The 26,835-nt window shown below is 34.3% G+C and carries 26 protein-coding genes; 12 read left to right on the top strand and 14 right to left on the bottom strand.

The genetic code is table 11. The annotated features are described in order from the left end of the window. Nucleotides 1–5: 5 nt before the first annotated feature. The 7 genes from K0R77_RS15010 to hutH all read right to left on the bottom strand — a co-directional run bounded on the left by K0R77_RS15010 (nt 6) and on the right by hutH (nt 8,361). Nucleotides 6–1,751, bottom strand: coding sequence for a C45 family autoproteolytic acyltransferase/hydolase (locus K0R77_RS15010; RefSeq protein WP_300354074.1), 1,746 nt, complete (start codon nt 1,749–1,751; stop codon nt 6–8). Further along, nucleotides 1,738–3,279, bottom strand: coding sequence for an NAD(P)/FAD-dependent oxidoreductase (locus tag K0R77_RS15005; protein ID WP_300354071.1), 1,542 nt, complete (start codon nt 3,277–3,279; stop codon nt 1,738–1,740). Before K0R77_RS15005 ends, K0R77_RS15010 begins: the two co-directional genes overlap by 14 nt. Nucleotides 3,280–3,462: 183 nt before the next feature. After that, complete coding sequence (locus K0R77_RS15000) at nt 3,463–4,347, bottom strand: lipid A biosynthesis acyltransferase (RefSeq protein ID WP_300354068.1); 885 nt, start codon at nt 4,345–4,347, stop codon at nt 3,463–3,465. 149 nt (nt 4,348–4,496) lie between these two features. Beyond that, nucleotides 4,497–4,751, bottom strand: coding sequence for an acyl carrier protein (locus tag K0R77_RS14995; RefSeq protein ID WP_300354066.1), 255 nt, complete (start codon nt 4,749–4,751; stop codon nt 4,497–4,499). 4 nt (nt 4,752–4,755) lie between these two features. Beyond that, complete coding sequence (locus tag K0R77_RS14990; protein WP_300354063.1) at nt 4,756–5,976, bottom strand: beta-ketoacyl synthase; 1,221 nt, start codon at nt 5,974–5,976, stop codon at nt 4,756–4,758. Nucleotides 5,977–6,050: 74 nt separating this feature from the next. Continuing rightward, on the bottom strand, nt 6,051–6,782 hold the full coding sequence (gene fabG, locus K0R77_RS14985) for a 3-oxoacyl-ACP reductase FabG (protein ID WP_300354060.1): 732 nt from the start codon (nt 6,780–6,782) through the stop codon (nt 6,051–6,053). Nucleotides 6,783–6,840: 58 nt separating this feature from the next. Further along, nucleotides 6,841–8,361 (bottom strand): histidine ammonia-lyase, encoded by a 1,521-nt coding sequence (hutH, locus tag K0R77_RS14980; protein ID WP_300354057.1) that lies wholly within the window; start codon nt 8,359–8,361, stop codon nt 6,841–6,843. A gap of 97 nt (nt 8,362–8,458) precedes the next feature. Between hutH and K0R77_RS14975 the strand changes: the two genes are divergently transcribed. Beyond that, a complete protein-coding gene (locus tag K0R77_RS14975; protein ID WP_300354054.1) occupies nt 8,459–9,703 on the top strand; it encodes an NAD(P)/FAD-dependent oxidoreductase in 1,245 nt (414 codons plus the stop codon). Between the two features lie 32 nt (nt 9,704–9,735). Here the strand turns inward: K0R77_RS14975 and K0R77_RS14970 are convergent, their stop codons facing one another. Next, nucleotides 9,736–10,341 carry a hypothetical protein gene (locus tag K0R77_RS14970; protein ID WP_300354051.1) on the bottom strand — a complete coding sequence of 202 codons (606 nt, stop codon included), beginning with the start codon at nt 10,339–10,341 and terminating at the stop codon, nt 9,736–9,738. A 94-nt stretch (nt 10,342–10,435) separates the two neighbouring features. Continuing rightward, entirely contained in the window at nt 10,436–11,728 is a 1,293-nt protein-coding gene (locus K0R77_RS14965) for a phenylacetate--CoA ligase family protein (RefSeq protein ID WP_300354048.1), read from the bottom strand. Between the two features lie 400 nt (nt 11,729–12,128). Between K0R77_RS14965 and ileS the strand changes: the two genes are divergently transcribed. The 8 genes from ileS to trpS all read left to right on the top strand — a co-directional run bounded on the left by ileS (nt 12,129) and on the right by trpS (nt 19,079). Beyond that, nucleotides 12,129–15,566, top strand: coding sequence for an isoleucine--tRNA ligase (gene ileS, locus K0R77_RS14960; RefSeq protein WP_300354045.1), 3,438 nt, complete (start codon nt 12,129–12,131; stop codon nt 15,564–15,566). Nucleotides 15,567–15,625: 59 nt separating this feature from the next. Further along, nucleotides 15,626–16,006, top strand: a complete 381-nt coding sequence (locus tag K0R77_RS14955; protein WP_300354042.1) for a TraR/DksA C4-type zinc finger protein — start codon at nt 15,626–15,628, stop codon at nt 16,004–16,006. An 85-nt stretch (nt 16,007–16,091) separates the two neighbouring features. Then, a complete protein-coding gene (locus K0R77_RS14950; protein ID WP_300354040.1) occupies nt 16,092–16,337 on the top strand; it encodes a DUF6576 domain-containing protein in 246 nt (81 codons plus the stop codon). A gap of 47 nt (nt 16,338–16,384) precedes the next feature. Further along, nucleotides 16,385–16,579: a DUF2683 family protein gene (locus K0R77_RS14945; protein WP_300354037.1), complete on the top strand. Its 195-nt coding sequence runs from the start codon at nt 16,385–16,387 to the stop codon at nt 16,577–16,579. After that, a complete protein-coding gene (locus K0R77_RS14940) occupies nt 16,579–17,217 on the top strand; it encodes a lipoprotein signal peptidase (RefSeq protein WP_300354034.1) in 639 nt (212 codons plus the stop codon). Before K0R77_RS14945 ends, K0R77_RS14940 begins: the two co-directional genes overlap by 1 nt. A 14-nt stretch (nt 17,218–17,231) precedes the next feature. Next, nucleotides 17,232–17,444 carry a hypothetical protein gene (locus tag K0R77_RS14935; RefSeq protein WP_300354031.1) on the top strand — a complete coding sequence of 71 codons (213 nt, stop codon included), beginning with the start codon at nt 17,232–17,234 and terminating at the stop codon, nt 17,442–17,444. Nucleotides 17,445–17,448: 4 nt separating this feature from the next. Continuing rightward, a complete protein-coding gene (locus tag K0R77_RS14930) occupies nt 17,449–17,868 on the top strand; it encodes a vancomycin high temperature exclusion protein (protein ID WP_367182751.1) in 420 nt (139 codons plus the stop codon). Nucleotides 17,869–18,110: 242 nt separating this feature from the next. Then, nucleotides 18,111–19,079, top strand: coding sequence for a tryptophan--tRNA ligase (trpS, locus tag K0R77_RS14925; RefSeq protein WP_300354028.1), 969 nt, complete (start codon nt 18,111–18,113; stop codon nt 19,077–19,079). A gap of 87 nt (nt 19,080–19,166) precedes the next feature. Here the strand turns inward: trpS and K0R77_RS14920 are convergent, their stop codons facing one another. The 5 genes from K0R77_RS14920 to K0R77_RS14900 form a co-directional block, all read right to left on the bottom strand. Next, on the bottom strand, nt 19,167–19,862 hold the full coding sequence (locus K0R77_RS14920) for a YjjG family noncanonical pyrimidine nucleotidase (RefSeq protein ID WP_300354025.1): 696 nt from the start codon (nt 19,860–19,862) through the stop codon (nt 19,167–19,169). 197 nt (nt 19,863–20,059) lie between these two features. Beyond that, nucleotides 20,060–20,647 (bottom strand): sigma-70 family RNA polymerase sigma factor, encoded by a 588-nt coding sequence (locus tag K0R77_RS14915; protein WP_300354022.1) that lies wholly within the window; start codon nt 20,645–20,647, stop codon nt 20,060–20,062. Nucleotides 20,648–20,835: 188 nt separating this feature from the next. Next, nucleotides 20,836–21,327 carry a hypothetical protein gene (locus K0R77_RS14910; protein WP_300354019.1) on the bottom strand — a complete coding sequence of 164 codons (492 nt, stop codon included), beginning with the start codon at nt 21,325–21,327 and terminating at the stop codon, nt 20,836–20,838. An 83-nt stretch (nt 21,328–21,410) separates the two neighbouring features. Next, entirely contained in the window at nt 21,411–22,691 is a 1,281-nt protein-coding gene (gene metK, locus K0R77_RS14905) for a methionine adenosyltransferase (protein ID WP_300354016.1), read from the bottom strand. A gap of 233 nt (nt 22,692–22,924) precedes the next feature. Next, nucleotides 22,925–23,875 carry a LysR substrate-binding domain-containing protein gene (locus K0R77_RS14900; protein ID WP_300354014.1) on the bottom strand — a complete coding sequence of 317 codons (951 nt, stop codon included), beginning with the start codon at nt 23,873–23,875 and terminating at the stop codon, nt 22,925–22,927. Between the two features lie 128 nt (nt 23,876–24,003). On the opposite strand from K0R77_RS14900, the gene K0R77_RS14895 reads away from it, so the two are divergent. The 3 genes from K0R77_RS14895 (at nt 24,004) to K0R77_RS14885 (ending at nt 26,817) form a co-directional block, all read left to right on the top strand. Continuing rightward, nucleotides 24,004–25,491, top strand: a complete 1,488-nt coding sequence (locus K0R77_RS14895; protein WP_300354012.1) for a catalase — start codon at nt 24,004–24,006, stop codon at nt 25,489–25,491. A 100-nt stretch (nt 25,492–25,591) separates the two neighbouring features. Then, complete coding sequence (locus K0R77_RS14890; protein WP_300354009.1) at nt 25,592–26,359, top strand: enoyl-CoA hydratase-related protein; 768 nt, start codon at nt 25,592–25,594, stop codon at nt 26,357–26,359. 32 nt (nt 26,360–26,391) lie between these two features. Continuing rightward, entirely contained in the window at nt 26,392–26,817 is a 426-nt protein-coding gene (locus K0R77_RS14885; RefSeq protein WP_300354191.1) for a dCMP deaminase family protein, read from the top strand. Nucleotides 26,818–26,835: the final 18 nt, after the last annotated feature.

Below are 26,835 nucleotides of genomic sequence, written 5' to 3'. Positions count from 1 at the left end.
TTAAATTACTTCAACTTTTTTAAAGTCTTCTTTAAATATTTCTCAACATTTTCTTTATCCGGAACCGTGGTAATCTCCTTGGTCAAAGCTTTTTCAAATTCAATTTTCGCTTTCTGATAATCTTTTTGATTGAAATAATATTTTCCAGCCTGATAATAAACCAGCCACAAATCGGGATTCAATGATTTATAATGGTCAATAAGTTCTTCGGAAATGATTTTATCTTCTTCAAACTGAGAACTCAGCCTTTTGTATTCTTCGTAATTTTTAAATTCCTGAGAATCTACAAAAGGATCTTTTGCAATATTCAATTCTGATTTTGCAAACTCTCCACTTTTCAATCTTTTATCCGAAAAAATTTCATTCAGATCATAACATACAAATTCGCCCAATTGATAAGGATTTGAAGAAACCCAAACTAATTTTTTCTGAGGCGAAAAAATAACAGCGTGATGAGCCAAAAGCTGATTGATCGCCTTTTCGTTTCCATAACCAATTTTTTTATCTTTCAATCCTGATTTATCTCTTAAGATCAAAGCCATTTTTTCAGGGTTCAGCTTTTTATTTTCCTGCAAAAGTTCCTGAAGTTTTTCATAACGATATTCGGAATGGCTTTCTATAATATGTTTTTGATTTCGTTTATCATCTTTATATGCTTCTGACTGAAAATGATTGGTGCAAAAAACTTTACCCGAATTCTCAACTCTGTAGACTCCAAAATTGTCCGGAGAAACTTCGATGATTACAGCATTTTTATCATTTGCGCTACCCACCAAAATAGATTCGGAAACAAAAACTTTTCTCTTTTTTGCAATCGCTATCGCTTCGTCAATATTTTTTGCATACTGTAAAATCTCCCTCGTCACCAAAGAAATCGGAGTCTTTGCCGTCAACGGAATTTTTGATTTACCTGCATTGATCGTTACGGTAATCCCTTCTTTATTCATTCCGGAAACCACACCAATCATTCCTGGCCAGCTTACCGATAGATATGGAATTCCGCTTTCCGGTTCTACGAATTCTACCAATTTATTTTTAGCAAAATCATCACCGACATAGAAATCGAAGTTTCTGCCGATCAGTAAATCTCCGTCTTCTGTATTTTCATTCCAAACTGCAAGAGAAGTACAACCAACCATCGCCAAATCCTGCATTGCGTGACCAATATCGTGAGCACCGTGCAAATACATACTTCTTAGAAATTTCGGAGCAATAAAATCAAACTTATTCGATGAATATTGAGATAATCCGTACAATTCTACCTGGTCTTCTTCTTTGATATTAAGATACATTTTGCGATTGTACCATTTCAGGAAACCTCTTAAAAGATTCTGCTTAAATTTTGAAGGCACAAAGCCTTCCACTTTAGAAAAGAAAATATCTTCCTGTTTCTGCATTAAAGGTTGCGTTAAAGCTCCATTGTTATAACCTAATTGTAAAGGATTTCCCTTGACGTACAATTCCCAAAGCTGTTGTTTGTTTTTGGTTAAATAATTTTGATTAAAACTAAAAGTTGAGTCATTGATAGTATTGACCTTCGGAATTTCTAAAGAATATTGCTGTACATCCGGAACGTGTTTGATAGATTTTCTGACACCACAAGCTGTGAAATTGAGTATTAAAACAATAAAAAAAATGATTTTTCCAATGTCATTTTGACGAAAGGAGAAATCTATGCCTGTCAATCTGGATTCTTCACTCCACTTTGTTCCATTCTTAATGACAGCATTCCACATACTATTTTTCTTCACTTTTATTTTTATTAATCATTTGTGTCAATCGATCATCGATCAGTTCTTTACCCAAAATTTCCGCACAGGTATTAAAAGCACCGATTGTGCAGCCTAAAATCCCGTGCATGTTGACAGATTGCCCGGTCAGAAATAAATTATCAATTTTGGTGCGTGGAGAAACCATTGTTTTTAAAGGGTTTTCCGAGGTTTTGACATAACCATACATATTTCCGCCGAAACTTCCGATATAATCACGGTAAGACAGCGGAGAAGAAGTATAAATGCTTTTGATAGATTCTCTCAGGTCAGGAATTTTCTTTTCCAAGGCATCAATCATTTTTTCTGCTTTTTCAAGCTTAAATTTTTCGTATTGCTTTCCGCGTTCATGCTCGTCCGCAATAGTGTTAAATGTATTTTGCCATTCTTTAACCTCATCAAAGTCCATATAGGAAATTGCAGTCAGACTTTCTGCAAATTCCGGATATTGTTTTGCAGGAGTTGACGACAGCATGTACGTTTCAGGCCAGTTTTCTTTTTTATATTTAAAAGCATTCCACACCATTTCTTCAGATGAAAAATGATAAATATTATGATTGAAATTAACAATAGAATCGGGCTTTAAAACCAAATAAACACTGAAACAAGATGAAACAGGTTCCCAACTCAGAATTCTGTTCAGAAAAGATTTTTTCAGTCTTTTTTCACCAATCAGCTTTAAAGCTGAACGGATTTCAATATTTGAAATAAACTGTTTTGCGGAATATTCTTTACCTTCGGCTGTTCTTACTGAGCTTAAGACATTATTTTCATTAAAAATCATTTCAGAAACTTCGGAATGTTTATAAACATTTGCTCCGTATTCTCTTAGTTTTCTGATTAAAAGTTTTGAAATCTGACTTCCGCCTTTTACACATTTATAAGCACTTTGAATGTAAGAATTTACCGTTAAGGCATGAACGTAAAAAGGAATGTTCTCAGAATCTCCCGCATACAGAAAATTTGAACCCAATAAAACAGCCTGTAATTTTTGATCTGAAGTGATCGATTCGATAAATCTTTTTGTGTTTAAATGAAGAATTTCTTCGTTGTAATGATCTTTCCCAACAATATTGTATCTCGGAAAATGATTGCAAACTCTCTGAATTTCTTCACAGTAATTTTCTACATTTTCTCTTTCCTCAGGAAATTGTTTAGATAATTGCTCAACAAAATTTTCGTAACCTTGAGCATGAGGATATTCAATTTTATCATCTCCGAAAGTAATTCTATCATAACCGTCTTCATCCATTTTCCGGATTTGCAGATCGTCTATGATTTCAAGATAAGAGAAAAACTGATGCAGGTTCTGACCTTGTGACAGTCCACCAAGATAATGAACTCCGGTGTCAAAAATTAATTTATCTCTTGAAAATGTCTGTAAATTTCCGCCGTATTGATTGTTTTTCTCCAGAACACAGACCTTTAAGCCTTCTTTCGCCAAAATAAGAGCTGAAACAAGACCTCCCAATCCGCTGCCGATGACCAATATGTCGTATTCTTTTTTCAAAGGAGAAAGATATTCTTTTAAAGTTAAGCAGTTCTTTTGTCATGCTGAAAGCATCTCAGCGTCGCTTAGATTCCTTAGGAATGACAAGCTTTGTGAATAATTAGGAACAAAGAATACTTAACGATAATTGATGTTAATGATTTGAGTTTTACTTAGTTTTTCAATGGGTAAATGTAGAAAAATTTAATCTACATCATCCCAAAAATCAAAATAATTGAACCACTGGAGCGGATATTTTTTGATCATTGACTCCAAATTTTGAACGTAAGAGTTTAAAAGCCCTTGTGCATCGCGTTTTTTCACTTGTTGAGCGACTCTTGCGTACAAATGATAATGAAGGTTTTTCTCTTTCATTACATAAACATAAACGACCGGAACTCCCAATCTGGATGCAATGAGAAAAGGACCTGCAGGAAATTTCGCACTTTTTCCGAGTAGGTCTGCCTCAAGAAATTTTGAACCTTCAAAATAACGGTCACCCGTGAAACAAATCAATTCGTTTTTGGACAATGCCTCATTGATGTCAAAAATATGCGACATATCATCTTTCACATAAATGAATTTAATATTGCTTTTTTTAACGGTAACGCTGTCGAGATATTCTTTAATAACTGTAACTTCTTGATCTGTTGTCACTAAATTAATCTGACAGTCAAAATCAATATCAGCAAAAAAATGTTCCGCAATTTCGAAGTTTCCGATGTGAGCACTGATTAAAACACCGCCTTTTTTTTCGGTTAAAAGATTTTTAAGATTTTCAACTCCATCAAATTCATAGGTAAATTTATCCCTCAATCCTGCAGAAATAGCAGTTTTATCAATCAAAACGGTTCCGAATGTAAAGTAACTTTTATATCTGGAAATTATCGTTCTCCAGAAGTTATAATTGAGTCGCTTTTTGAAATAATATGAAATGTATTGATTGCTCTTTTTTTCGAACAAAAAGTAGTAAGCAGCAACAAAATAAAGCACAAAATAAGAACTCCTGATCCCAATATTTCTAATACACCAGACGAATATTCTATATCCTGATATCGTCCCTTTAGATTTACCTTTCCACTTGTTCATATCTCGTTTCAGACTTTATTTTTTAACGCAAAGACTGCAAAGTTTTTAAAACAAAATAATGTTTTAAGTTCGCAGAGGATTTTCATCCAACAAAGGCTTTGAATTAATTTTACAATAAAATTTACAAGAAAATAAAGTTTAATCAATAATTATGCGTTTTTTTCAGCGATTTTATTTTCAATAGTAGAATAAAAGTCATCAAAAGTGACTATTTTTTTGAAGTCTGCCTCACCCAATTTCACTCCGAAATTAGATTCGATCACAACCACCATATCGATATAATCTAAGCTGTCTAAGCCTAAAGTGCTCTTAAAATTTGCCCCGTTGTTGATTTCATCGCCATCAACTTCAAACTCGTTGATCAAAAAATCATTAACGATCGCAACAATTTTTTCCCTTTCCATGTTTTTACTCAAACTTTTTTACAATTAATGCGGAATTGGTTCCCCCAAATCCAAAAGAATTCGACAAAAATACGTCAATTTTTTGATTTTTTGTCTCAGCGATAAGATTTATCTTTTTCGCCTCATCATCAGGATTTTCCAGATTGATATTTGGTGCCACAAAATCATTCTGCATCATCAGAATCGAATAAATCACTTCACTCGCTCCTGCCATCCAACATTCGTGACCGGTCATCGATTTTGTGGAACTCACCGGAACTTCACTTCCAAAGATTTCGTAAATTGCTTTTGCCTCATTTGTATCACCAATCGGTGTAGAGGTTGCATGAGCGTTGATATAATCTATATTTTCAGCTTTTAAACCTGATTGTTTTAAAGCTCTGTTCATTGCCAAAGCCGGACCGTCAACATTCGGTGTTGAAATATGTCCGCCATTGGATGAAAAACCATAACCAATAATTTCTGCTAAAATATTGGCTCCTCTTTTTTGAGCAGATTCCAGACTTTCAACAATCAAAGATGCAGCTCCTCCGCTTGGAATTAAACCGTCTCTCTCTGAATCAAAAGGTCTTGAAGCTTTAGTAGGCTCGTTTTCTCTTACCGAAAAAACGCCTAAACCATCAAAACTTGCCATTGAATATTTATTGGTTTCCTGAGCTCCGCCACAAACGATCATGTCCTGAAAACCATTTTTGATCATCATGTAAGCCAATCCCAAAGAATGAGAACCGCTCGCACAAGCTGCACTGATGGTTAAATTGATTCCTCTTAATTTAAAAATTGTGGAAAGATTCATTGTCACAGTAGAGTTCATCGATTTAAAAATCGCTCCGGAACCCATTAAAGCTGTATCTTTTTTCTCTCTTGCAATGTCGATTGATTCTACAACCGCTTTAGAAACACTGTCATTTCCATATAAAATTCCGACTTCATTCTGATCTAAAAAGTCTTGGTCTATACTGGCATTTTTAAGCGCATCAAGTGTAGCCAGGTAAGCATATTCGCTTTCTTCACCCATACTTACACGCTGTCTTCTGCTGAGAAGATTTTTGAGATCCGGTTTCGGGACAACTCCGGATAAACCAGATCTGAAACCAAACTCTTTTCTCTCATCAATTAAAACTATTCCGGATTTACCTTGATACAGGGATTCTTTCACTTCTTCCAAAGAAGTTCCGATGCAAGAATAAATTCCCATTCCGGTAATGACTACCCTATTTTCCATTTAAATTCTAGGTTTTAGGTTGCAGTTTTTTAGGTTTCCAGTAATTACTGCTACCTATTATCTGCCATCTGATTTTATGAATAAATTCCTCCGTTAATATTGATTACTTCACCTGTAATGTAAGAAGATTTTTTCGAAGCTAAAAACGCAACCAAATCTGCCACCTCTTCTGCTTCACCAAATCTGTTGACAGGAATCATTGCTTTTAATTCATCTTCATTAAAATCCTGAGTCATATCTGTTTTGATGAAACCCGGTGCAACTGCATTCACAGTAATATTTCTTTTTGCAACTTCCTGAGCCAAAGCTTTTGTAGCTCCAACCAAAGCTCCTTTAGCCGCAGAATAATTGGTTTGTCCCGCAGTACCTTTTACTCCGGAAACCGAAACCATGTTAATAATTCTTCCGTATTTATTGCGTAATAATTTCTGAATGAAGAAATTAGTAACATTATAAAAACCATTTAAACTCGTGTTGATCACAGAGTTCCAGTCTTCACTTGGCATCCACATGAATAATCCGTCTCTTGTAATTCCGGCATTGTTTATAATCACTTCAACAATTGATTTTGAATTATTTTCCTGCCATTCATTTAAAACTTTTAAAGTTTCTTCTGCATTTCCTACATCAAATTTAAGGATCTCACCTGTAGAGCCCAATTCTTCAACTTTAGCCAAAGTTTCCCTTGCAGCAGCTTCATTTGAAGTGTAGTTGATCAGAATATGATAATTTTTATCTTCAGCAAGTTTTATACAGATCGCTCTTCCGATACCTCTGGAACCGCCTGTTATGATAGCACATTTCATGTATTAATGTTAATATTGTTTCGTATTAGTTTTATTGACAATTAATCAAACTAAATAATTACATTGTCTTTAAATATTTCTTCACTTCTTCTAAATACGGATACATTACCATATCATTTGAAAAAGCCGGAATGATTTTTCTAATTTCATCATACAATTCTCTTGTTGATGATGAAACTTTATCTTTAAAGTCAAGATATTCAATTGCCTGAATGATCGTGATTGCTTCAATTGCCAATACTTCAAAAGCATTTTCGATTACCTTTCTGCAAATTACCGCAGCATTCGTTCCCATGCTTACAATATCCTGATTATCATTATTATTAGGGATACTGTGAACATACATTGAGTTTGACAACATCTGGCTTTCGGCCGTTGTAGAAGTTGCCGTGAACTGAACTCCCTGCATTCCAAAATTGAAGCCTAATTTACCTAAATTAACAAAAGGAGGCAAAATTTCGTTGATTTTTGAGTTTAAAAGATAATTTAATTGTCTTTCAGCCAACATTGTCAGTTTAGTAACAACAATTTTCAGCTTATCCATTTCCAAAGAAATATAATCTCCATGGAAATTTCCGCCGTGGTAAACGTGCTGATTTTCAACGTCTATAATTGGATTATCATTTGCTGAATTGATCTCATTTTCAAGAACTTTTTCTGTATATTCTAAAGTATCTAAAACTGGCCCCAAAATCTGCGGAACACATCTTAAAGAATAATATTCCTGAACTTTTTCTTTAAAAACCTTTTCCTGTTCTTCGAAATGAGTGTATAAATGATCAGCTCTTTTTCTGATCAATTTACTATCGGATAAATGCTCGCGCATTTTGGCTGCAATTTTTTGCTGACCTGCGTGAAGTTTTGTTCCGTTTAAAGCTTCTGATAAATGATCGTCATATGCCTGAACGATTTCATTAATCGCACAAGATAATTTAATCGAAATATCAGTTAACTGATTTGCTTTGTAAGCATTAACAATTCCAATTCCAGACATAACAGAAGTTCCGTTCATCAAAGCAAGACCTTCACGGATTTCAACTTTAATGGGCTCCAAACCTTCGATGTCAAAAACTTCTTTGGTCGATTTTTTTTCACCTTTATAAAAAACTTCGCCTTCACCGATTAATACTAAAGCCAAATGTGCCAATTGCACCAAATCTCCACTCGCTCCCACTCCGCCATGCTCGAAAATCAACGGTGTAACATCTCTGTTAATTAATTCTTTAAGTAAATTCACAACAGATTCATGAACTCCTGAATTTCCTAATGATAAAGTGTTTAATCTCGCCAACATACATGCTTTCACTTCATCTGCCGGCAAAGGATTTCCGATACCTGAAGAATGACTTCTGATCAGATTATACTGAAGCTGATGGGTATCTTCGTCGCTGATCTTGAACTGAGCCATTGGTCCGAAGCCCGTGTTGACTCCATAAATTACTTTGTTTTTTGAAAATTCTTTCAGAAACTGAAAACTTGCATTCACACGGTTGAGAAGTACCTCATCGAGTTCTATTATTTCATTTTCTATAATGATCTTCTGAAAATCCCTCAGTTCTAAAAAGTTATTTATTTTCATCAATTAAAAGTAATAATATATAATTTTGTAAAATATAATTAATTGTCATTAATTTTGCGGCAAAGATATAAGTTATTATTAAAATAAAAAATCAAAGATGATCAAAGAATTTGTTGATGTTCTCGTAATCGGAGCTGGACCTTCCGGATGCGTCTCTTCTTCGTACCTAAAGAAGAATAATATCAACGTAAAAGTTGTTGAAAAAACAAAATTTCCGAGACTTGTCGTTGGCGAAAGTCTGATCCCGAGAGTAATGGATCATTTTGAGGAGGCCGGACTTTTTCCTGCTTTGGATAAAATGGGCTTCGAGAAAAAATTGGGGGCACGTTTTTTGAGAGGTGATGAAGTTTGCCTTTTTGATTTTAGTAATAAATTCGGAGAAGGATGGGACTGGACTTGGCAGGTTCCGAGAGCTGATTTTGATCAGGCTCTAGCTAATGAAGTCATCAATAAAGGTGTAGATTTAGAATTTGAAACTGAAGTAATCGGAATTGAATTTAACGGAACTGATTCTATTACGACTGTAAAAAATAAAGAAGGCGAAACAAAAGAAATCCACGCAAAATTTGTCATCGATTCTAGTGGTTACGGAAGAGTTTTGCCAAGACTTTTAGATTTAGAAAAACCTTCAAAACTTTCTCCGCACTCTGCGATTTTTGCTCATGTTGAAGATGTCAACAGAGAAGAAGGCGTAGAAGGAACTTTGATTTCATTTGATATTATTGAAACCGAGGTTTGGCTTTGGGTAATTCCTTTTTCAAATGGAAATACAAGTGTGGGAATTGTGGGTCCGACTGAATATATTGATAAATTGTCTGAAAACGGAGATACTTCAGAAGCTTTACGAAAAGCAATTTCACTTTCAGATTATTATGTAAAACGTTTTGGTGATGTTGAATTTTTGTTTGAGCCGAGACATTTGAAAGATTATTCCTGTTCGGTAAAAAGCTTATTTGGAGACGGATTTGCTTTAACGGGAAATGCCTCAGAATTTCTCGATCCCGTTTTTTCATCTGGAATGGCATTCGCAACAGAAGGCGGAATGACGGCAGCAAAATTGGCAATAAGACAATTAAACGGCGAAAAAGTTGATTGGCAGACAGAATTTGCTGACTATATTTTATACGGAGTCAACGTTTTTACAACCTATGTGAAAGAATGGTACACCGGAAATCTTCAGGAATTATTTTTCCATCAACCAGAAAACCCTGATGTGAAAAGGAAAATCTGCGCAGTTTTGGCAGGTTATGTCTGGGACAAAAAAAATACGTTTGTAAGAATACACGATACTGCAATCGTAAATCTCGCCAATTTCATTAAAACAGAAAAACAGCAACCATAAAAAAGCGGTCTGAAAATTTCAGACCGCTTTTGTTATTTTAAAACCTTTTTGATTTCTGTACCAAGTTTTTTTCCTGTAATCTCATACGCCGCAGCAATTCTTCCATATTCCCAAGAAAATTGGTCGTTCATTTTCTTGCCTTGAATTTTATCTGCCTGTAATTTCATGATTACATTTGAAGGATTGTCTGTTTCCACAAATAGCAAATCTGCTGTAAGTTTGGCTTCCTGAGAACCGATCATACCACCATACCAACCTGCGTAGATCCATTTCGCATCTATGATTAAAGTATATTTTGCTTTAACATCATTCTTAAATTTTATCTTTTTTGATTTTGCATTTATCCCTTTATAGAAATATTCCAAATATTCTGAAGTTTTAAATTTTTCCCATTGATAAGTCCAGTTATCCCAAACCTTATCCCCTTTTCGTGCTGTAATATCGGCTTTTCTGCTTTCAATATATTGCGCTTCTGATAAATTCTTCTCCTGATAAGCCGCATTGTCAAATTTCAATTGAACATTTACTTCGGTTTGGTCTTTAAGAAAATCATAATTTCCCTGAATGACATTAATTTTGTTTTGTGAAAAAGCCGTGGATGCAATAGCAAAGAACAGCATTAGAAATAATTTTTTCATAGTTTAATATAATAATTAAAAGTCAGCAAATATAATATTCCTTGAGAAATTCTAATTTAATTAAATGATAATATTTCCTGTTTATTTGAATAAACTATCTTAAATCTAAAAAATTAATAGGTTTTCTGCTGTTTGGATTGTGAACGGTTTTTGACAAAACATCAAAAGTTACAATCTCAATTTTCGGACTCACCCTTAATTTTGCTCTGAAATGATCTCTCACTTCATTGACAAAACTTTCTGATTCGCTCTCTGTGCTTACTTTAATAATAATTTCATCTAAACCAATTTCATTTGACTGGATTACAATCTGGTAACATAAAATACCGTCAAAATCATTCAGAATATCATTCATCGCTGGAGGATACAAAGTGGTCCCTTTATATTTGATCATCTGCTGTTTTCTTCCGACAACAGGACCCAATCGCATCGTGTTTCTACCACATTGACAAGGTTCGTAATGTGCTTTAACTAAATCTCCCGTTTTAAATCTTAATAGTGGAAGTGCTTCAACATCTAAAGTCGTAATCGTCAGTTCTCCGCTTTCTCCTTCCTTCACCGGATTTTCATTATCATCAAGAATTTCTGTGATAATCAATTCAGGGTGTTGATGTCCTCCAACCTGAAATTCGCATTCCGTGAAAGCGGTGCTCATTTCTGTGGAAGCATAGGTTGAGAATAATTTAATATCCCATTTTTCTTTTATTTTCTGTGAAAGAATATTATCTGTAAAATCCTGATTTTTGATGCTTTCGCCGATGCATACTGCTCCGTAAATGCTTGAATTTTTATAATCAATTCCATGCTTTTCGGCATAATCAATCATTTTTAGAAGAAATGAAGGAACAGTAATCAGATATTTCGGTTTATATCTGAAAATAGAATCCCATTGAAGCTCGGGAATTCCAGGTCCCATTCTTACGACACTTGCACCCATTTTTCTTAAACCTAAAAAATAAGCCAAACCCGCCATAAATCTCTTGTCAATAGTCGTGATCATCTGCACAACATCACCTTTCTGAATTCCTGCACAGGCAAAAGAAATCGCTTCGTTATAAGCTAATCTCTCCAAATCAGAATCTGACAAACCGAACGTAACAGGATCTCCCAACGTACCCGAAGTAGTGCTATAATCCACAATTTTATCATTTGAGATACAGAAAAAACCATCGTTGTTCTGCTGAATGTCGTTCTTCGATGTCGTCGGGATTTTCTTCAAATCTTCTAAAGTCTGGATCTCCGAAATCTTAATATTATTTTTTTTAAATAATTTTTGATAAAAAAGTGAATGTGCCTCCAAATATTTCAAAAGCTCATGAAGTTTTTCTTCCTGAAATTTTTTGATGTCCTGAATGCTTGATTTCTCGATGAGTGGGAAGAGTTCCAATAGTTTAAATTTAGATGACAAATTTATTTAAATTAAAATTAAAATTTGAAGCATTTTTTCTCCCACGGATCGCACAGATTTTCACAGATTATTTTTAAAATTAAATTGTATAAATCTGTGTTATCTGCAAAATCTGCGAGAGAAAATAGGTTTTGGCAAAAGCCAATATCATTCGTCGAATTTGAAAGTGGGCTAAAGCCCACTCCTATTGATAGAAACTACAGATTCTGTTATTGAGAAACTTTTAAATTCACATTCCAGCATTAACAATTCACTTTTGAAAACACTTTGATCTTCTCAAAATTTTCAATAAACCGAATCAAAATAAAACATATATTATAAACCGACAAAAATCACTAAATTTGCCAACTTGATTAATCAACGAAATTGAGAAATTACAATGAGCCAATTTAAAGAATATAAAAACCTCAATCTTATAGACGTAGCCGAGAATGTTTCGGAGTTCTGGAAAGCAAACGACACTTTTGCAAAAAGTGTGGAAACACGTCAGGGAAATCCTGAGTTTGTGTTTTACGAAGGTCCGCCTTCAGCAAACGGAATGCCTGGAATTCACCACGTTATGGCAAGAGCGCTGAAAGATATTTTCTGCCGTTACCAGACTCAGAACGGGAAACAGGTTTTCCGTAAAGCAGGTTGGGACACGCACGGACTTCCCGTAGAATTAGGAGTTGAAAAAGAACTCGGAATTACAAAAGAAGATATTGGCAAAAAAATTTCGATTGAAGATTACAACAAAGCTTGTCGTGAAGCAGTAATGCGTTATACTGATGTTTGGAATCACCTGACCGAAAAGATCGGATATTGGGTAGATCTTGAAGATCCTTACATCACGTACAAGTCAAAATATATGGAGACGGTTTGGTGGTTGTTGAAGCAATTGTACAGCAAAGAATTGTTGTATAAAGGTTACACCATTCAGCCGTATTCTCCGAAAGCAGGAACAGGGCTTTCTTCTCACGAGTTGAATCAGCCTGGAACTTACCGTGATGTTACCGATACAACCATTGTTGCTCAGTTTAAAGTTAAAAAAGATTCTTCAGACTTATTTAATGATATCGATGGAGATGTAAACATTTTAGCTTGGACGACAACTCCTTGGACTTTACCTTCAAACACAGCTTTGGCGGTAGGAAGAGATATTGAATATGTTGTCGTTAAAACTTTCAACCAATATACTTTTGAGCCCGTAACGGTTGTTTTGGCGAGAGTTTTATTAGAAAAGAATTTCGGCAAAAAATTCATTGAAGGAACTGATGAAGATTTGGCAAACTATACTTCAGACAGTAAAACGATTCCATATAAAGTTTTAAAAGAATTTACCGGAGAAAAATTGGCTGAAACTCAATACGAACAGTTAATTCCTTGGTTTACGCCGGATGAAACTCCTGAATCAAGCGGAGCGTATCTTGACCAAAGGGAAAAAAAAGCGTTCAGAGTGATCATCGGAGATTTTGTAACAACGGAAGACGGTACTGGTATCGTACATATTGCTCCTACTTTTGGCGCGGATGATGCGAGAGTTGCCAAAGAAAACGGAATTCCGCCAATGTTGGTAAAAGACGAAAACGATAATTTAGTTCCGTTGGTTGACCTTCAAGGGAAATTTATCAAAGGAAATGATGTTCCGGAAACTTTCTCAGGAAAATATATTAAAAATGAATATTACGATGACGGAACTGCTCCTGAAAAATCTTGGGATGTAGAACTGGCAATTGTTTTAAAAACAGAAAACAAAGCCTTCAAGGTTGAAAAATATGTTCACAGCTACCCTCATTGCTGGAGAACCGACAAACCCGTCTTATATTATCCTTTGGATTCTTGGTTTGTGAAAATGACGGCTGTAAAAGACCGTTTAGTAGATTTAAACAAAGAAATCAACTGGAAGCCAAAAGCTACCGGAGAAGGTCGTTTTGCCAACTGGCTAGAAAACGTCAACGACTGGAATTTATCCCGCTCAAGATATTGGGGAATTCCTTTGCCGATCTGGAGAACAGACCCTTCGATAGGTTCGGGACAGGCAGAAGAAAAAATAATCGGTTCTGTAGAAGAGTTGTACAATGAGATCGAAAAATCTGTTGCCGCAGGATTGATGAAAGAAAATCCGTTCAAAGGCTTTGAAATCGGAAACATGTCTGAAGAAAATTATTCTTTGGTTGACTTACACAAAAACATTGTTGACAAAGTTGTTTTGGTTTCAGATTCCGGAAAAGCAATGAACCGTGAAAGCGACCTGATTGACGTTTGGTTCGATTCAGGTTCAATGCCTTATGCACAGTTGCATTATCCTTTTGAGAATAAAGAATTAATTGACAACCATAAAGCTTTCCCGGCAGATTTTATTGCTGAAGGAGTTGATCAGACTCGTGGATGGTTTTATACGCTTCACGCCATAGGAACTGCGGTTTTTGATTCAGTTGCTTATAAAAATGTAATGAGTAACGGACTTGTTTTGGATAAAAACGGTCAGAAAATGTCAAAACGTTTAGGAAATGCTGTTGACCCGTTTGAAACGCTTGCCGTTTACGGTCCCGATGCAACGCGTTGGTACATGATTTCAAACGCAAATCCCTGGGAAAATTTGAAATTTGACATTGAAGGAATTGATGAAGTAAGAAGAAAATTTTTCGGAACACTTTACAACACGTATTCATTCTTTGCCTTGTATGCAAATGTTGACGGATTTAATTATTCTGAAAAAGAAATAGAAAACCGTCCTGAAATTGACCGTTGGATTTTATCTGAATTAAATCTTTTAATCAAAGAAGTAAAAGCATTCTATGAAGATTACGAACCGACAAGAGTTGCAAGAGCAATCAGCAATTTCGTCAATGATAATTTAAGTAACTGGTACGTAAGATTATGCAGAAGACGTTTCTGGAAAGGAGATTACTCTGATGACAAGATCTCTGCTTACCAAACTTTATATACCTGTCTTGAAACCGTTGCTAAATTATCTGCGCCAATCGCTCCATTCTTTATGGATCAATTGTATCAGGATTTGAACAAAGTAACAGGAAAAGAAAGTTCAGAATCTGTACATTTAACAGACTTCCCGGTTGCGGATGAAAGTTTAATCGACCAAGATTTGGTTGAAAAAACTCATTTAGCACAAAATATTACAAGTATGGTTTTCTCTTTGAGAAAAAAGGAAAATGTAAAAGTGCGTCAGCCTTTGCAAAAAGTATTGATTCCTGTTTTGGATAAAAAGACTGAGGAGCAAATTTTAGCAGTTGCCGAATTAATTAAACAGGAAGTTAACGTTAAAGAATTACAATTAATCAATGCCGAAGAAGCATCTCATTTAATTGTAAAACAAATCAAACCTAACTTCAAAACTTTAGGTTCCAGGCTTGGAAAAGACATGAAAGTTGTTGGTAATGAAATTACTAATCTTTCAGCTGAGCAGATATCATCTTTAGAAAAAGAAGGAAAAATTGAGCTGCAAGGTTATGAAATCACAGTTGCTGATGTTGAGATTTCCACAAAAGATATTCCGGGATGGACAGTAACTTCTGACGGAAAAACAACTGTGGCATTAGATTTGAAGATGACTGATGAGTTAAAATCTGAAGGTATCGCAAGAGAGTTTATTAACAGGATCCAAAATCTGAGAAAAGACAAAGATTTTGAATTAACAGACAGAATAAGCATCATTTTGGAAGAAAACAGCCCGTTTTTGGATCAAATTAAGCAAAATGAAGAATATATTTCATCTGAAGTCTTGTCAAATAAAATAGAAATTGTATCTTCACTTTCAAATTTTAACGAAATCGACATTGATGACATTAATTTTAAAGTAAATGTTGAAAAAAATTAACGTATAGTTATTGTTTTTTCAAACTCCATTTCATAATTTTATTAAAAAAGAAAAAGACCATGCAAGACGAAAGGGTAAGATATAATGACTCTGATTTACAGGAATTTAAAAAAGTTATTAGAGAAAAAATAGAAAAAGCAGAGAAAGATCTGCAGCTAATCAGAGAAAGCTTCATCAACGACCAGAATAACGGGACTGATGATACTTCACCAACATTCAAAGCCTTTGAAGAAGGTGCAGAAACTTTGAGTAAAGAGCAAAACTCTATTTTGGCAGGAAGACAGGAAAAATTTGTCAGAGATCTGAAAAATGCTTTGATCAGAATAGAAAATAAAACTTACGGTGTATGTAGAGTGACCGGAAAACTGATTCCGAAAGAAAGACTTTTGGCAGTTCCGCACGCTACTTTGAGCATCGAGGCTAAAAATATGCAGAGATAATATTTTTATCTTATTTTTGTAAATAAATTATTGGGTTTATGAAATGTTGTATGACATTTTATAAACCTAATTTTTAATTATATCTATGAGCGAATATTTGATTTTAGGAATTATTCTTATCGCCATTTTATGGTTTTTCAACAGAGACAGAATCAAAAACAGATTCTATCCCGACAAGCCAAAAAATCTGACGATAGATCAACAGTTTAATTCTGATAAACGCGAAAGAGAAAAGGAAATCGACAAACTTCTGAGCAAAATGGGCAAAAACGGAATCAATGATCTGTCTGCAAAAGACCGAAAAAGATTAGACGAACTGTCTAAAAAATAAGTCTTCGACTATGGCTCAGACTGACAAAAAAGAATTAAATAAAAAAAATGGAAGCATTAATTGTACACCCCAAAAACCAAATGGAGCTGAACGCACTGAAAAGCGTGATGAAAGATATGGGAATTCGTTACGAAAAATTTCATACAAGAGGAATGAAAACTCAAACTTTCGAGAAAAAAACTCCTGTTAAAAAAGAAAATACAGGGAAAAGTTTTAAAGACAAACCAAAGACTAATTTGTAATGAAAAAGATCTTAGCTGTCACTTTTCTAATATTATTTATAGATCAGGCTTCAAAAATTTATATCAAAACTCATTTTAGTTTAGGAGAAAGCGTTTCTGTTTTACCTTTTTTTAAACTTACTTTTGTTGAAAATCCGGGTATGGCTTACGGACTCCATTTTGGCGGACTGATTGGTAAATATCTTCTGGTAGTCTTAAGGCTTTTCTTAATCGGAGGAATGATCTATTTATTTAAAAAATGGCTGAAACAGGGAGCTTCAAATTATTTAATTATACCAATGTCTATCATTTTTGCAGGAGCAATCGGAAATATTATTGACGGAATGTTCTACGGACTGATTTTCGACAGCGGAACAGTTTATGACGAAAGTATTGGAAGATGGATTGATTATGGTGGAGTTTCAAAAATAACATCTATCGGTGACGGTTATTCTAATTTTATGAAAGGGTGCGTTGTTGATATGCTTCACTTTCCTTTAGTTGATTGGACGGTTCCTGAAAGCTGGCCAATAATCGGTGGAAAACACATCGAATTTTTTAAATATATCTTCAATGTTGCTGACTCTGCAATTACTGTGGGAGCTGCATTATTATTGATCTTCAGAAAGAAAGCTTTCCCGAATGGTCTTGAATTTTAAACAATTCATATTTAATGAAAAAAGTTTTTAAAAATATTTTAAAATTTTTCCTGCTTCTTTTCGTCGCAGGAATTATTTTTATTGCTTTTGCCAATTACAGCATTAAGAAATACAGCAATGCCTATGTTTCCAACTATCTTGAAGAAATTCCCAAAACGAAAACAGCTTTATTATTAGGAACAAGCAAAAAACTTAACAAACGGACAACCAAATGCTTATTTCTATAACAGGATAAAAGCGACTGTTGATCTCTATAAAAGTGGTAGGATAGAATACATCATTGTGAGTGGCGACAACAGCCGAAAAGATTATAATGAACCTGAAGACATGCAGCTTACTTTAATGCAATACGGAATCCCAGAAGATAAGATTTTTCTTGATTTTGCGGGTTTCAGGACTTTGGATTCTGTTGTAAGAGCAAAAGAAATTTTCGGACAGAAAAAGCTGATTATCATTTCGCAAAAATTTCATAATGAAAGGGCAGTATTTTTAGCAAGAAAAAACGGAATTGAAGCTTACGGTTACAATGCAAAGGATGTGAATAAATATGCAGGACTCAAGACCAACAGCCGAGAATATCTCGCAAAAGCAAAAGTTTATTGGGATCTGATTTTTGGCGTTGAACGAAATATGGAGGGGATAAGATTTTAATTCCTGCGTAATTTTAAAACAATTATAAATAAAGTTGAGATCTTTTCAGGATGAACAAACAGACTGAATAATTGCTATCTTCATAAATAACATCTATAAACGTAATCTTTGTCATTCTGAAAGAATCTCAACAGTTATACTTTTCAGGATGACAAATAAAGGAAATAAGCATTACATTATTAGACTTTAAATAGTTTCATTAAATTTGCAATTCATTAATTTTTATAAATAATTCAAAACAAATGTCAAGAATTCTTACCGGCATACAAGCCACCGGAACACCGCACCTTGGAAACCTTTTAGGTGCTATTATTCCTGCGATTGAACTATCAAAGCAATCAGGAAACGAATCATTTTTATTTATTGCGAATCTTCATTCGCTTACACAGATAAAAGATGCAAAAGAACTTAAAAACAACACGTACGAAATTGCTGCAGCTTGGCTTGCCTGCGGACTTGATACCGAAAAAACATTCTTTTACAGACAGAGCGACATCCCTGAAACCTGTGAACTATCTTGGCATTTATCATGTTTTTTTCCTTATCAGAGACTAACTTTAGCGCATTCTTTTAAAGATAAAGCTGACCGTTTGCAGGACGTAAACGCAGGTTTGTTTACCTATCCTATTTTGATGGCGGCAGATATTTTGTTGTACGATGCCGAAATTGTACCTGTTGGAAAAGATCAGCTTCAACATTTGGAAATTGCCCGTGATGTAGCTTCAAGGTTTAATAATCAAATGGGTGAAGTATTGGTTTTACCTCAAGCCGAGCTTCAGGAAAACACGAAATATGTTCCCGGAATCGACGGACACAAAATGTCGAAATCAAGAGGAAATATCATCAATATTTTCTTACCTGAAAAGCAATTGAAAAAACAGGTAATGAGCATCGAAAGTGATTCTAAATCTTTGGAAGAACCAAAAGATCCCTCCACTGATAAGACTTTTGCAATCTATGAGCTGATTGCAACTCCAGAGCAAACAGAAGAATTGAGAGCTAAATATCTAGCCGGAAACTTTGGTTACGGTCATGCAAAAAAAGAGCTCTTAGATTTAATTTTAACAAGATTTGAAAAAGAAAGAGAGTTATTTTCTTACTACATGAATAATCTTGAAGAACTGGAAGCAAAACTTCAGGAAGGCGCTGTGAAAACAAGAGCGATTGCTACAGAGACTATTAAAAGAGTAAGAGAGAGTTTGGGAATCTAATCTAAATTTTTTCAACCGAATAAAGTTTCGGCGGCACCTTTGGTGTCGCCGAAACTTTTTAAAAATAATTTATTGATAAAGCATTTCTTACAAATATTCTTTAATCTGTAAAAGATGTTTAATAACTTTCAAATTTTCCTGCTTTGGATTTTCATTAAAAACATCAAAGAAAATCACATCTATCCCGAAATTCTGGGCTCCTACGACATCTGCGATCCAATCGTCACCGATTAGAATACTTTCTTCTTTCTTAGCTTTGGAAAGATCTAAAGAATATTCAAATATTTCAGGATTTGGTTTTCTCACACCAACAGAATCGGCACTTGTAATCGTATTAAAGTAATGATCAATTCCTGATAGAATACATTTTCTTTCTGTGACTTCCTGAAAACCGTTGGAAATAATATGTAAAGTATAGTTTTTGGATTTTAAATAATCCAGAATATATTCTGCACCTTCTACCAAATAGTTGTAATTAAGAATTTTATCTAAAAAATGTTCTTCAAAAAACATTGATAATTTTAAATCATCAATTCCAAACCGTTTAAATGTATCATAAAATCGGTGTTTTCGGAGGTAATCTTTATCAATTTCACCGTCTCGAATTTGCTCCCAAAGTTTTTCGTTGATCTCATGATATACAGAATGAAATTCTTCAAAATCAATATTATATTTTAAAGTAATTTCTTCTTTTTCGAAAAGACTGTTGATCGTGAGATAAGCGTTTTTACGGTGATCCCAAAGCGTATTATCGAGATCAAAAAAAATGTGCTGAATTTTCATACAGCACAAATTAATGATTAATTTTTTGAAAGGTGATAATGATTGTTTTTAATCTTTACCACGTCAAGACTTTTTGAGAAACTAAGCAAAAAATCAATGGTTTGTTTTTTGGGTTTCAAACTTTTCATTTTTAAAGAATCGTTATTTTTCATAGGCAAAAAATGTTTTTTCTTTAAAACGTGAAAGTGAGTGAATTATTATCTCGTTAAAATAATATTATTTTCTTCCATGATTTTTCTTAAGTTGATCAGTGCATAGCGAACCCTGCCTAAAGTCGTATTAATACTCATATCCGTATGATCTGCGATCTCTTTAAAACTCAATCCGTCGAAAAACCTGAGTTTTATCACCTCTTGCTGATTTTCGGGAAGACACTGAAGCATTTTCAGCAGATCTTCCTGAATCTGCATACTTACTAATTGATCCTCGATATTTTCAGACGGCTCTCTGATCAAATCAAAAATAGAAAACTCATCATTATCAAAAGTAGTTTCAGAAACTTTTACATTTTTAGATTTAGCTCTGAAATGGTCAATAATAAGATTTTGTGCAATTCTTTTTGCCCAAAGAATAAACTTTCCTTCCTCATTATAACGTCCCTCCTTTAGCATGACGATAATTTTAATAAAAGTATCCTGGAAAACGTCGTTTGCCAAATATTCATCATTTATTTTGTAAAGAATAAATGAAAAAAGGTCTTTCTGATGACGATGTATAAGGGTTGATAATGCTTCTTCGTCTCCTTTCTGGTAAAGAGATATTAATAGGCTATCTGTTGATTTCATGACTTTTCTTCTCAGTATATACTTGTAGCCAAGCTGTCTCCCGTCATTCTGACTGGTTTATCGTAGCTACAAAGTTGTTTAAAAAGTAAAGTCTATTCTATAAGCATCAAATTATGTTGTAAATATAAATAAAATTTTAATAACTGTTAACTAATTATTAAATATTTCAAAGAATTCTATAAAAAAATCTACTTAAACATGTCATGTAAGAATGCTGTAGGAATATTTAATGTGAAATTAATATTTAAACCTTTCAATTCTTTGCCATTTAATCTGCTGTCTGCAATCGAAAAAGCATAACCTCCTGTCAAATCTAAAAGACCGAATATAGAAACTCCGATTTTTGGAGCTATATATTTATTTGTTCCTTCAACTCCTGCCAAAAAATAATAAGAATGTTTGAAGTCTACATTTTTTTCAAAATTTAATAAAACATCTGCATTCACTTTTGGCATGATGGCAAATTCAGAATTTGCAGAACCCATTAATGCAGAGGCACCCAATCTGTAGATGACATCATCGGTTTTCAAGAAAAGTAACTTTACTCCTACTTCACCAAAGCTTTGATTCTGGTAGACATATCCTACATTCACCATTTTATGTATCGTAACCTGAGCTTTTGAAAAAGCACTTAGAAAACATACAAATACAATTGCCACTATCCAACAAAAGTTCTTCATCTTATTTTATTTAAAACGTAAATTTAAAAAAAACTGCCTTATCTTTCGTTAGATAAGGCAGTTTAAATATTTAAAAGAATTGATTAAATTCCAAATGCGGATTTAATTTCTTCTACTTTGTCTAATTTTTCCCAGGTAAAGAATTCCAAACCTGTTAAAGTCAATTCGTTTTTATGACCTTTATTGAAAGTCTTATCAGCAACAAAATGCTCTCTTCCCATGTGACCGTAAGATGCAGTCTCTTGGTAGATAGGATTTCTTAGTTTAAGATTCTGCTCGATTGCGTAAGGTCTAAGATCAAATACTGTAGACACTTTTTTAGCAATTTCACCATCATGTAAACCTACTTTTGAAGTTCCGTAAGTATTAATGTATAAACCACATGGTTCGGCAACACCAATTGCATAAGAAACCTGTACCAAAACCTCATCTGCAACACCTGCTGCAACTAAGTTTTTTGCGATGTGTCTCGTAGCATAAGCAGCACTTCTGTCTACTTTTGAAGGATCTTTCCCTGAAAATGCACCACCACCGTGAGCTCCTTTTCCACCGTAAGTATCTACGATGATTTTTCTTCCTGTCAAACCTGTATCTCCGTGAGGACCTCCGATTACGAATTTTCCAGTTGGGTTGATGTGATATTTAATTTGATCATTGAATAAAGCTTTAATTTCCTCAGTCTGCAAAGCAACAACTCTCGGAATCAAAATATTTTTGATATCTTCTCTGATCTTGTTCAGCATTTCTTCTTCAGCAGCAAAATCATCGTGCTGAGTAGAAACTACGATAGAATCTATTCTTACCGGTTTGTGATCATCAGAATATTCAATCGTCACCTGAGATTTTGCATCAGGACGAAGATATTTGATTTCAGAATCTTCTCTTCTGATCGCAGAAAGTTCTTTCAGAATCGTATGGGCTAAATCTAAAGCCAAAGGCATATAGTTTGCCGTCTCGTTGGTTGCATATCCGAACATCATTCCCTGATCTCCTGCTCCCTGTGCATTTGCTTTAGCTTCGAAAGACTCGTCATTTACAGCTCTGTCAACACCTTGATTGATATCCGGAGATTGTTCGTGAATTGCAGAGATTACACCACAAGAATCACCGTTGAACATATATTCACCCTTCGTATAACCAATTCCGTTGATTACTTCTCTGGCAATCGTTTGTACATCAAGATAAGCATCAGATTTTACCTCACCAGCCAAAACAACCTGTCCTGTCGTCACCAAAGTTTCGCAAGCTACTTTTGAAGTTTTGTCATATGCTAAAAAGTTATCGATTAATGCATCGGAAATCTGGTCGGCAATTTTATCTGGATGCCCTTCTGAAACTGATTCAGACGTAAATAAATAAGACATATTATTCTTGTATTTTTAAAATTAAATGTAGAAGAAAAAAATGAATAATTGCCCAGAAAAAGCTAAAAAGAATATACTGTTTTAGCATTTTTTTAGAGAGGTTGCAATCAGGTCAAATTTTTCCTCGTTAATAACGCTGGCAAATTTAAGTACTATTTTCTTAATACTCAAAACTTTTGAACGGTAATTATAATTTTCTTGAAATTAATGATTTATATCAATATTGAGAGTGATTATTGAGGCTTGATGCTCACATAATCTTTAGGATTTTCGTTAAAATTCAGTTTTTTGCTGAGCGAGTTTTTGATAAATGAACCTAATTCGTCAATAATTTTCTGCTTGAAAGTCGGCTTATAATAAATAATGCTTATTTCTCTGTAAGGAAAAGGCTTTTTGAATCTGAAAACTTTACTTTTTTGCTCTTCAGACAATTGATTTAAAGCCAATTCAGGTAAAATACTGATTCCGCCTACTTTATCAACCATATGAACTAAAGTCTGAATATTTGAAGCTAAGAAATCTAAATTTTTAGGTTTTAATCTGTTTTCTTTTAAATGACAAATATTTTCAAACTGATTTCTAAGACAGTTTCCTTCTTCCAAAAGCCAAACTTTTTCAACGTTTAATTCGTCAGGAACGATAAACGTATTCTTCTTGTTGGCTTCGGTATCCGAACTGTAAATCATCAATTCTTCATTGAATAGAAAATCCTGATAAAATTCGTTAGCATTATCGTATGGTGTAGAAATAATTCCGGCATCCAATTCTCCGGCTTTCAGAGCTTTGATGATATTATCCGTAGTCATTTCTTTCACATTCATCAGAATCTTGGGGTTATCTTCAAGAAAATGGAAAATTTCTGTTGGCAAAATAAATGACGATACCGTTGGGATAATTCCCAAATTAATCGTTCCGCCTAAAATATTATTCAATAAATTAGCTTTATTCTTCAGCTCGTTGACGGCTTCGATAATCACTTTAGCCTGATCTATGATTTGCAGCCCTACATCTGTTGTACGAATGGGATGAGTCGTTCTGTCAAAGACTTTTACATCCAGCTCATCTTCAAACTTCTGTATCATTGCACTTAATGTCGGCTGGGTAATAAAACAAGCCTGAGCAGCTTTACCAAAATGTTTATACTTATCGACAGCGATAAGATATTCCAATTGCTGAATGTTCATTTGATTAATATTATCTATGACAAAGATATGATGTTTTTGTCAGAACCAATTAAAAATTCGAGTAAATTTGATAATTATTAAGCAGATTGCAGCTCCTGAAAACTGAAAAATCAATCAAATATAATTCTATGGATTCTAAAAAATTAACTTCAAGCAGCGGTGCTCCTTATTATGAGCATCAGGATTCTCAAACCGTAGGTTCAAGAGGTCCGGTTTTGCTGCAAGACTTTATCTTACAGGAAAATCTTGCTCATTTTGTGAGAGAAAGAATTCCCGAAAGGATAGTTCACGCCAAAGGAAGCGGTGCTTATGGAAAATTTACGGTAACTCATGATATTTCAAAATACACAAAAGCAAAACTTTTTTCTCAAGTAGGAAATTCCTGTAAAATGTTTGCCCGTTTTTCAACTGTCGGAGGTGAAAAAGGAAGTGCAGACACAGCAAGAGACCCACGAGGCTTTGCTTTAAAATTTTATACCGAAGACGGAAACTGGGATTTAGTAGGAAACAACACCCCGGTTTTCTTTATTAAGGACGCTAAAAAATTCCCCGATTTTATTCACACTCAAAAAAGAGTTCCTAAAACTAATCTTAAAAGCGCAACAATGATGTGGGATTTCTGGAGTTTAAATCCGGAATCACTCCATCAGGTTCTGATTTTAATGTCAGACAGAGGAACTCCACATGGTTACAGACACATGCACGGTTTTGGATCGCATACTTTTTCGATGATTAATGAAAAGAATGAAAGAATCTGGGTGAAATTCCATTTTAAAACAAAACAGGGAATTAAAAACTTCAGCAACGAAGATGCTACTAAAATGGCAGGAGAAAATCCTGATTTTGCCCAGGAAGATCTTTGTAACGCTATCGAAAACGGTGATTTTCCAAAATGGACGATGTATATTCAAACCATGACGGAAGAGCAGGCAAAAGAGTTTAGATGGAATCCTTTTGATATTACCAAAGTATGGTTTCAAGGAGATTTCCCACTTATTGAGGTCGGAGAAATGGAACTCAATGAAATTCCGAATAACTTCTTTGCTCATGTAGAACAGTCAACTTTTTCACCGAGTAATTTAATCAACGGAATCAGTTTTTCACCAGATAAAATGCTTCAGGGAAGATTATTTTCTTATCCTGACGCCCATCGATACAGAGTGGGTGTAAATTCTCATCAATTAGAAGTAAACAGATGTCCTTTTGCAGTCAATAATTATCAAAGAGACGGTTTTATGGCAGATTCGAGCGAATACCAAGACAAGCCCAATTATCATCCCAATAGTTTTGATGACATACAACCGGATTCTTCATATAAGAATTTCGAATATGAATTAGACAGTAATCATGTGGCAAACTACAATCGTAACGAAAATGATGACGACCATTACACTCAACCCGGATTACTATATACAAAAGCAATGAATCAGGAAGACAGAGATCATTTGGTTAAAAATATTATTGATCATATGAGCGGGATTGACGGGCCAAAAAGAGATGAAATTATCAACCGTCAATTGTGTCACTTCTTCAGAGCAAATATTGAGCTTGGCATGAAAGTAGCTTCAGGTTTACACATCAATATTGATTCAAACATGATGAATCATTCAAAATAAACTATTATAAATAAACAAAAAAGGGAAAAAAATAAATTTTTTCCCTTTTTTTTGCAAAATAATTTTTAATTTGCAGGTTATTAAAGATATAGATAACTGAATGAGTTACGAAAATATAATTTTAAGCAAAGAAGATAAGACTGCAATCATCACAATCAACAGACCTGAAAGCTTAAATGCATTAAATGCTAATACAATAAAAGAAATCAGTTCTGCGTTAGATGAGTTAGCATCTGATCATGAAGTAAGAGTTATCATATTAACAGGAAGCGGAGAAAAATCGTTTGTAGCCGGAGCTGATATTAAAGAATTCACCAATCTTAATCAGGAAAAAGCAGAAGAGCTTGCAAGAAACGGTCATAATAATCTTTTCAATAAAATTGAAAGTCTATCTAAACCGGTAATTGCTGCTGTAAATGGTTTTGCTCTGGGTGGAGGATTAGAATTAGCAATGGCATGTCATATAAGATATGCATCCGAAAATGCTAAACTAGGTCTTCCCGAGGTGACTTTAGGATTAATTCCGGGATACGGAGGTACACAAAGACTTCCAAAATTAGTAGGAAAAGGAATAGCCAACGAGATGATTTTCTCAGCTAAGATGGTTCCTGCACAAAAAGCAAAAGAAATTGGTCTGGTAAATGAGGTTTACCCTATTGAAGAATTATTAAGTAAGACAAAAGAATTGGCTAAGATAATTTCTAGCAATTCTCCAATGGCAATTTCTAAAGCAATACAAGCAACTAATCTATCTGATACGGATAAAGGCTTTGAAGCTGAAATCAAGTATTTCGGAGAACTTTTTGAAATGAAAGATAAAAAAGAAGGAGTTTCTGCTTTTCTTGAAAAAAGAAAACCAAACTTCTAAAATATACCATATCACAGATTATTTCGAAAATGATGCAGACGTATAGTAAGTTTGATAAAGCTTATCTAAAAATGGCTCTCGAATGGGCAAAACTTTCCTACTGTGAAAGAAAACAAGTAGGAGCTCTTATCGTAAAAGATAGGATGATTATTTCAGACGGTTACAATGGTACCCCTTCTGGATCAGAAAACTGCTGTGAAGACGAAAACGGTAAAACTCACTGGTACGTCTTACATGCGGAAGCAAATGCGATTCTTAAATTAGCCGGTTCTACACAATCAGCCCGGGGAGCGACTTTATATCTTACGCTCTCACCCTGCAAAGACTGCAGCAAGCTGATATTACAGGCAGGAATAGAAAGACTCGTATACATAAATGCTTATTCTGATAATGAAGGAATATCATTTTTACAAGAACATGGTATTGAAATAATACAGGTTACAGAAAATGAATTATAAATAAAAAAAACACAACAC

Source organism: Chryseobacterium sp. (assembly GCF_029240215.1).
In the GTDB taxonomy this organism is placed as follows: Bacteria; Bacteroidota; Bacteroidia; order Flavobacteriales; family Weeksellaceae; genus Chryseobacterium.
Note: the sequence above shows the minus strand (reverse complement) of the source record. Positions and strands in the feature narration are given on the sequence as shown.

What these genes read in the sequence shown, in the direction of transcription:
- K0R77_RS15000 (WP_300354068.1), bottom strand. Translation starts at nt 4,347, where the DNA reads ATGAACAAGTGGAAAGGTAAATCTAAAGGGACGATATCAGGATATAGA.
- K0R77_RS14995 (WP_300354066.1), bottom strand. Translation starts at nt 4,751, where the DNA reads ATGGAAAGGGAAAAAATTGTTGCGATCGTTAATGATTTTTTGATCAAC.
- K0R77_RS14990 (WP_300354063.1), bottom strand. Translation starts at nt 5,976, where the DNA reads ATGGAAAATAGGGTAGTCATTACCGGAATGGGAATTTATTCTTGCATC.
- fabG (WP_300354060.1), bottom strand. Translation starts at nt 6,782, where the DNA reads ATGAAATGTGCTATCATAACAGGCGGTTCCAGAGGTATCGGAAGAGCG.
- hutH (WP_300354057.1), bottom strand. Translation starts at nt 8,361, where the DNA reads ATGAAAATAAATAACTTTTTAGAACTGAGGGATTTTCAGAAGATCATT.
- K0R77_RS14975 (WP_300354054.1), top strand. Translation starts at nt 8,459, where the DNA reads ATGATCAAAGAATTTGTTGATGTTCTCGTAATCGGAGCTGGACCTTCC.
- K0R77_RS14970 (WP_300354051.1), bottom strand. Translation starts at nt 10,341, where the DNA reads ATGAAAAAATTATTTCTAATGCTGTTCTTTGCTATTGCATCCACGGCT.
- ileS (WP_300354045.1), top strand. Translation starts at nt 12,129, where the DNA reads ATGAGCCAATTTAAAGAATATAAAAACCTCAATCTTATAGACGTAGCC.
- K0R77_RS14955 (WP_300354042.1), top strand. Translation starts at nt 15,626, where the DNA reads ATGCAAGACGAAAGGGTAAGATATAATGACTCTGATTTACAGGAATTT.
- K0R77_RS14950 (WP_300354040.1), top strand. Translation starts at nt 16,092, where the DNA reads ATGAGCGAATATTTGATTTTAGGAATTATTCTTATCGCCATTTTATGG.
- K0R77_RS14945 (WP_300354037.1), top strand. Translation starts at nt 16,385, where the DNA reads ATGGAAGCATTAATTGTACACCCCAAAAACCAAATGGAGCTGAACGCA.
- K0R77_RS14940 (WP_300354034.1), top strand. Translation starts at nt 16,579, where the DNA reads ATGAAAAAGATCTTAGCTGTCACTTTTCTAATATTATTTATAGATCAG.
- K0R77_RS14935 (WP_300354031.1), top strand. Translation starts at nt 17,232, where the DNA reads ATGAAAAAAGTTTTTAAAAATATTTTAAAATTTTTCCTGCTTCTTTTC.
- trpS (WP_300354028.1), top strand. Translation starts at nt 18,111, where the DNA reads ATGTCAAGAATTCTTACCGGCATACAAGCCACCGGAACACCGCACCTT.
- K0R77_RS14920 (WP_300354025.1), bottom strand. Translation starts at nt 19,862, where the DNA reads ATGAAAATTCAGCACATTTTTTTTGATCTCGATAATACGCTTTGGGAT.
- K0R77_RS14915 (WP_300354022.1), bottom strand. Translation starts at nt 20,647, where the DNA reads ATGAAATCAACAGATAGCCTATTAATATCTCTTTACCAGAAAGGAGAC.
- K0R77_RS14910 (WP_300354019.1), bottom strand. Translation starts at nt 21,327, where the DNA reads ATGAAGAACTTTTGTTGGATAGTGGCAATTGTATTTGTATGTTTTCTA.
- metK (WP_300354016.1), bottom strand. Translation starts at nt 22,691, where the DNA reads ATGTCTTATTTATTTACGTCTGAATCAGTTTCAGAAGGGCATCCAGAT.
- K0R77_RS14900 (WP_300354014.1), bottom strand. Translation starts at nt 23,875, where the DNA reads ATGAACATTCAGCAATTGGAATATCTTATCGCTGTCGATAAGTATAAA.
- K0R77_RS14895 (WP_300354012.1), top strand. Translation starts at nt 24,004, where the DNA reads ATGGATTCTAAAAAATTAACTTCAAGCAGCGGTGCTCCTTATTATGAG.
- K0R77_RS14890 (WP_300354009.1), top strand. Translation starts at nt 25,592, where the DNA reads ATGAGTTACGAAAATATAATTTTAAGCAAAGAAGATAAGACTGCAATC.
- K0R77_RS14885 (WP_300354191.1), top strand. Translation starts at nt 26,392, where the DNA reads ATGCAGACGTATAGTAAGTTTGATAAAGCTTATCTAAAAATGGCTCTC.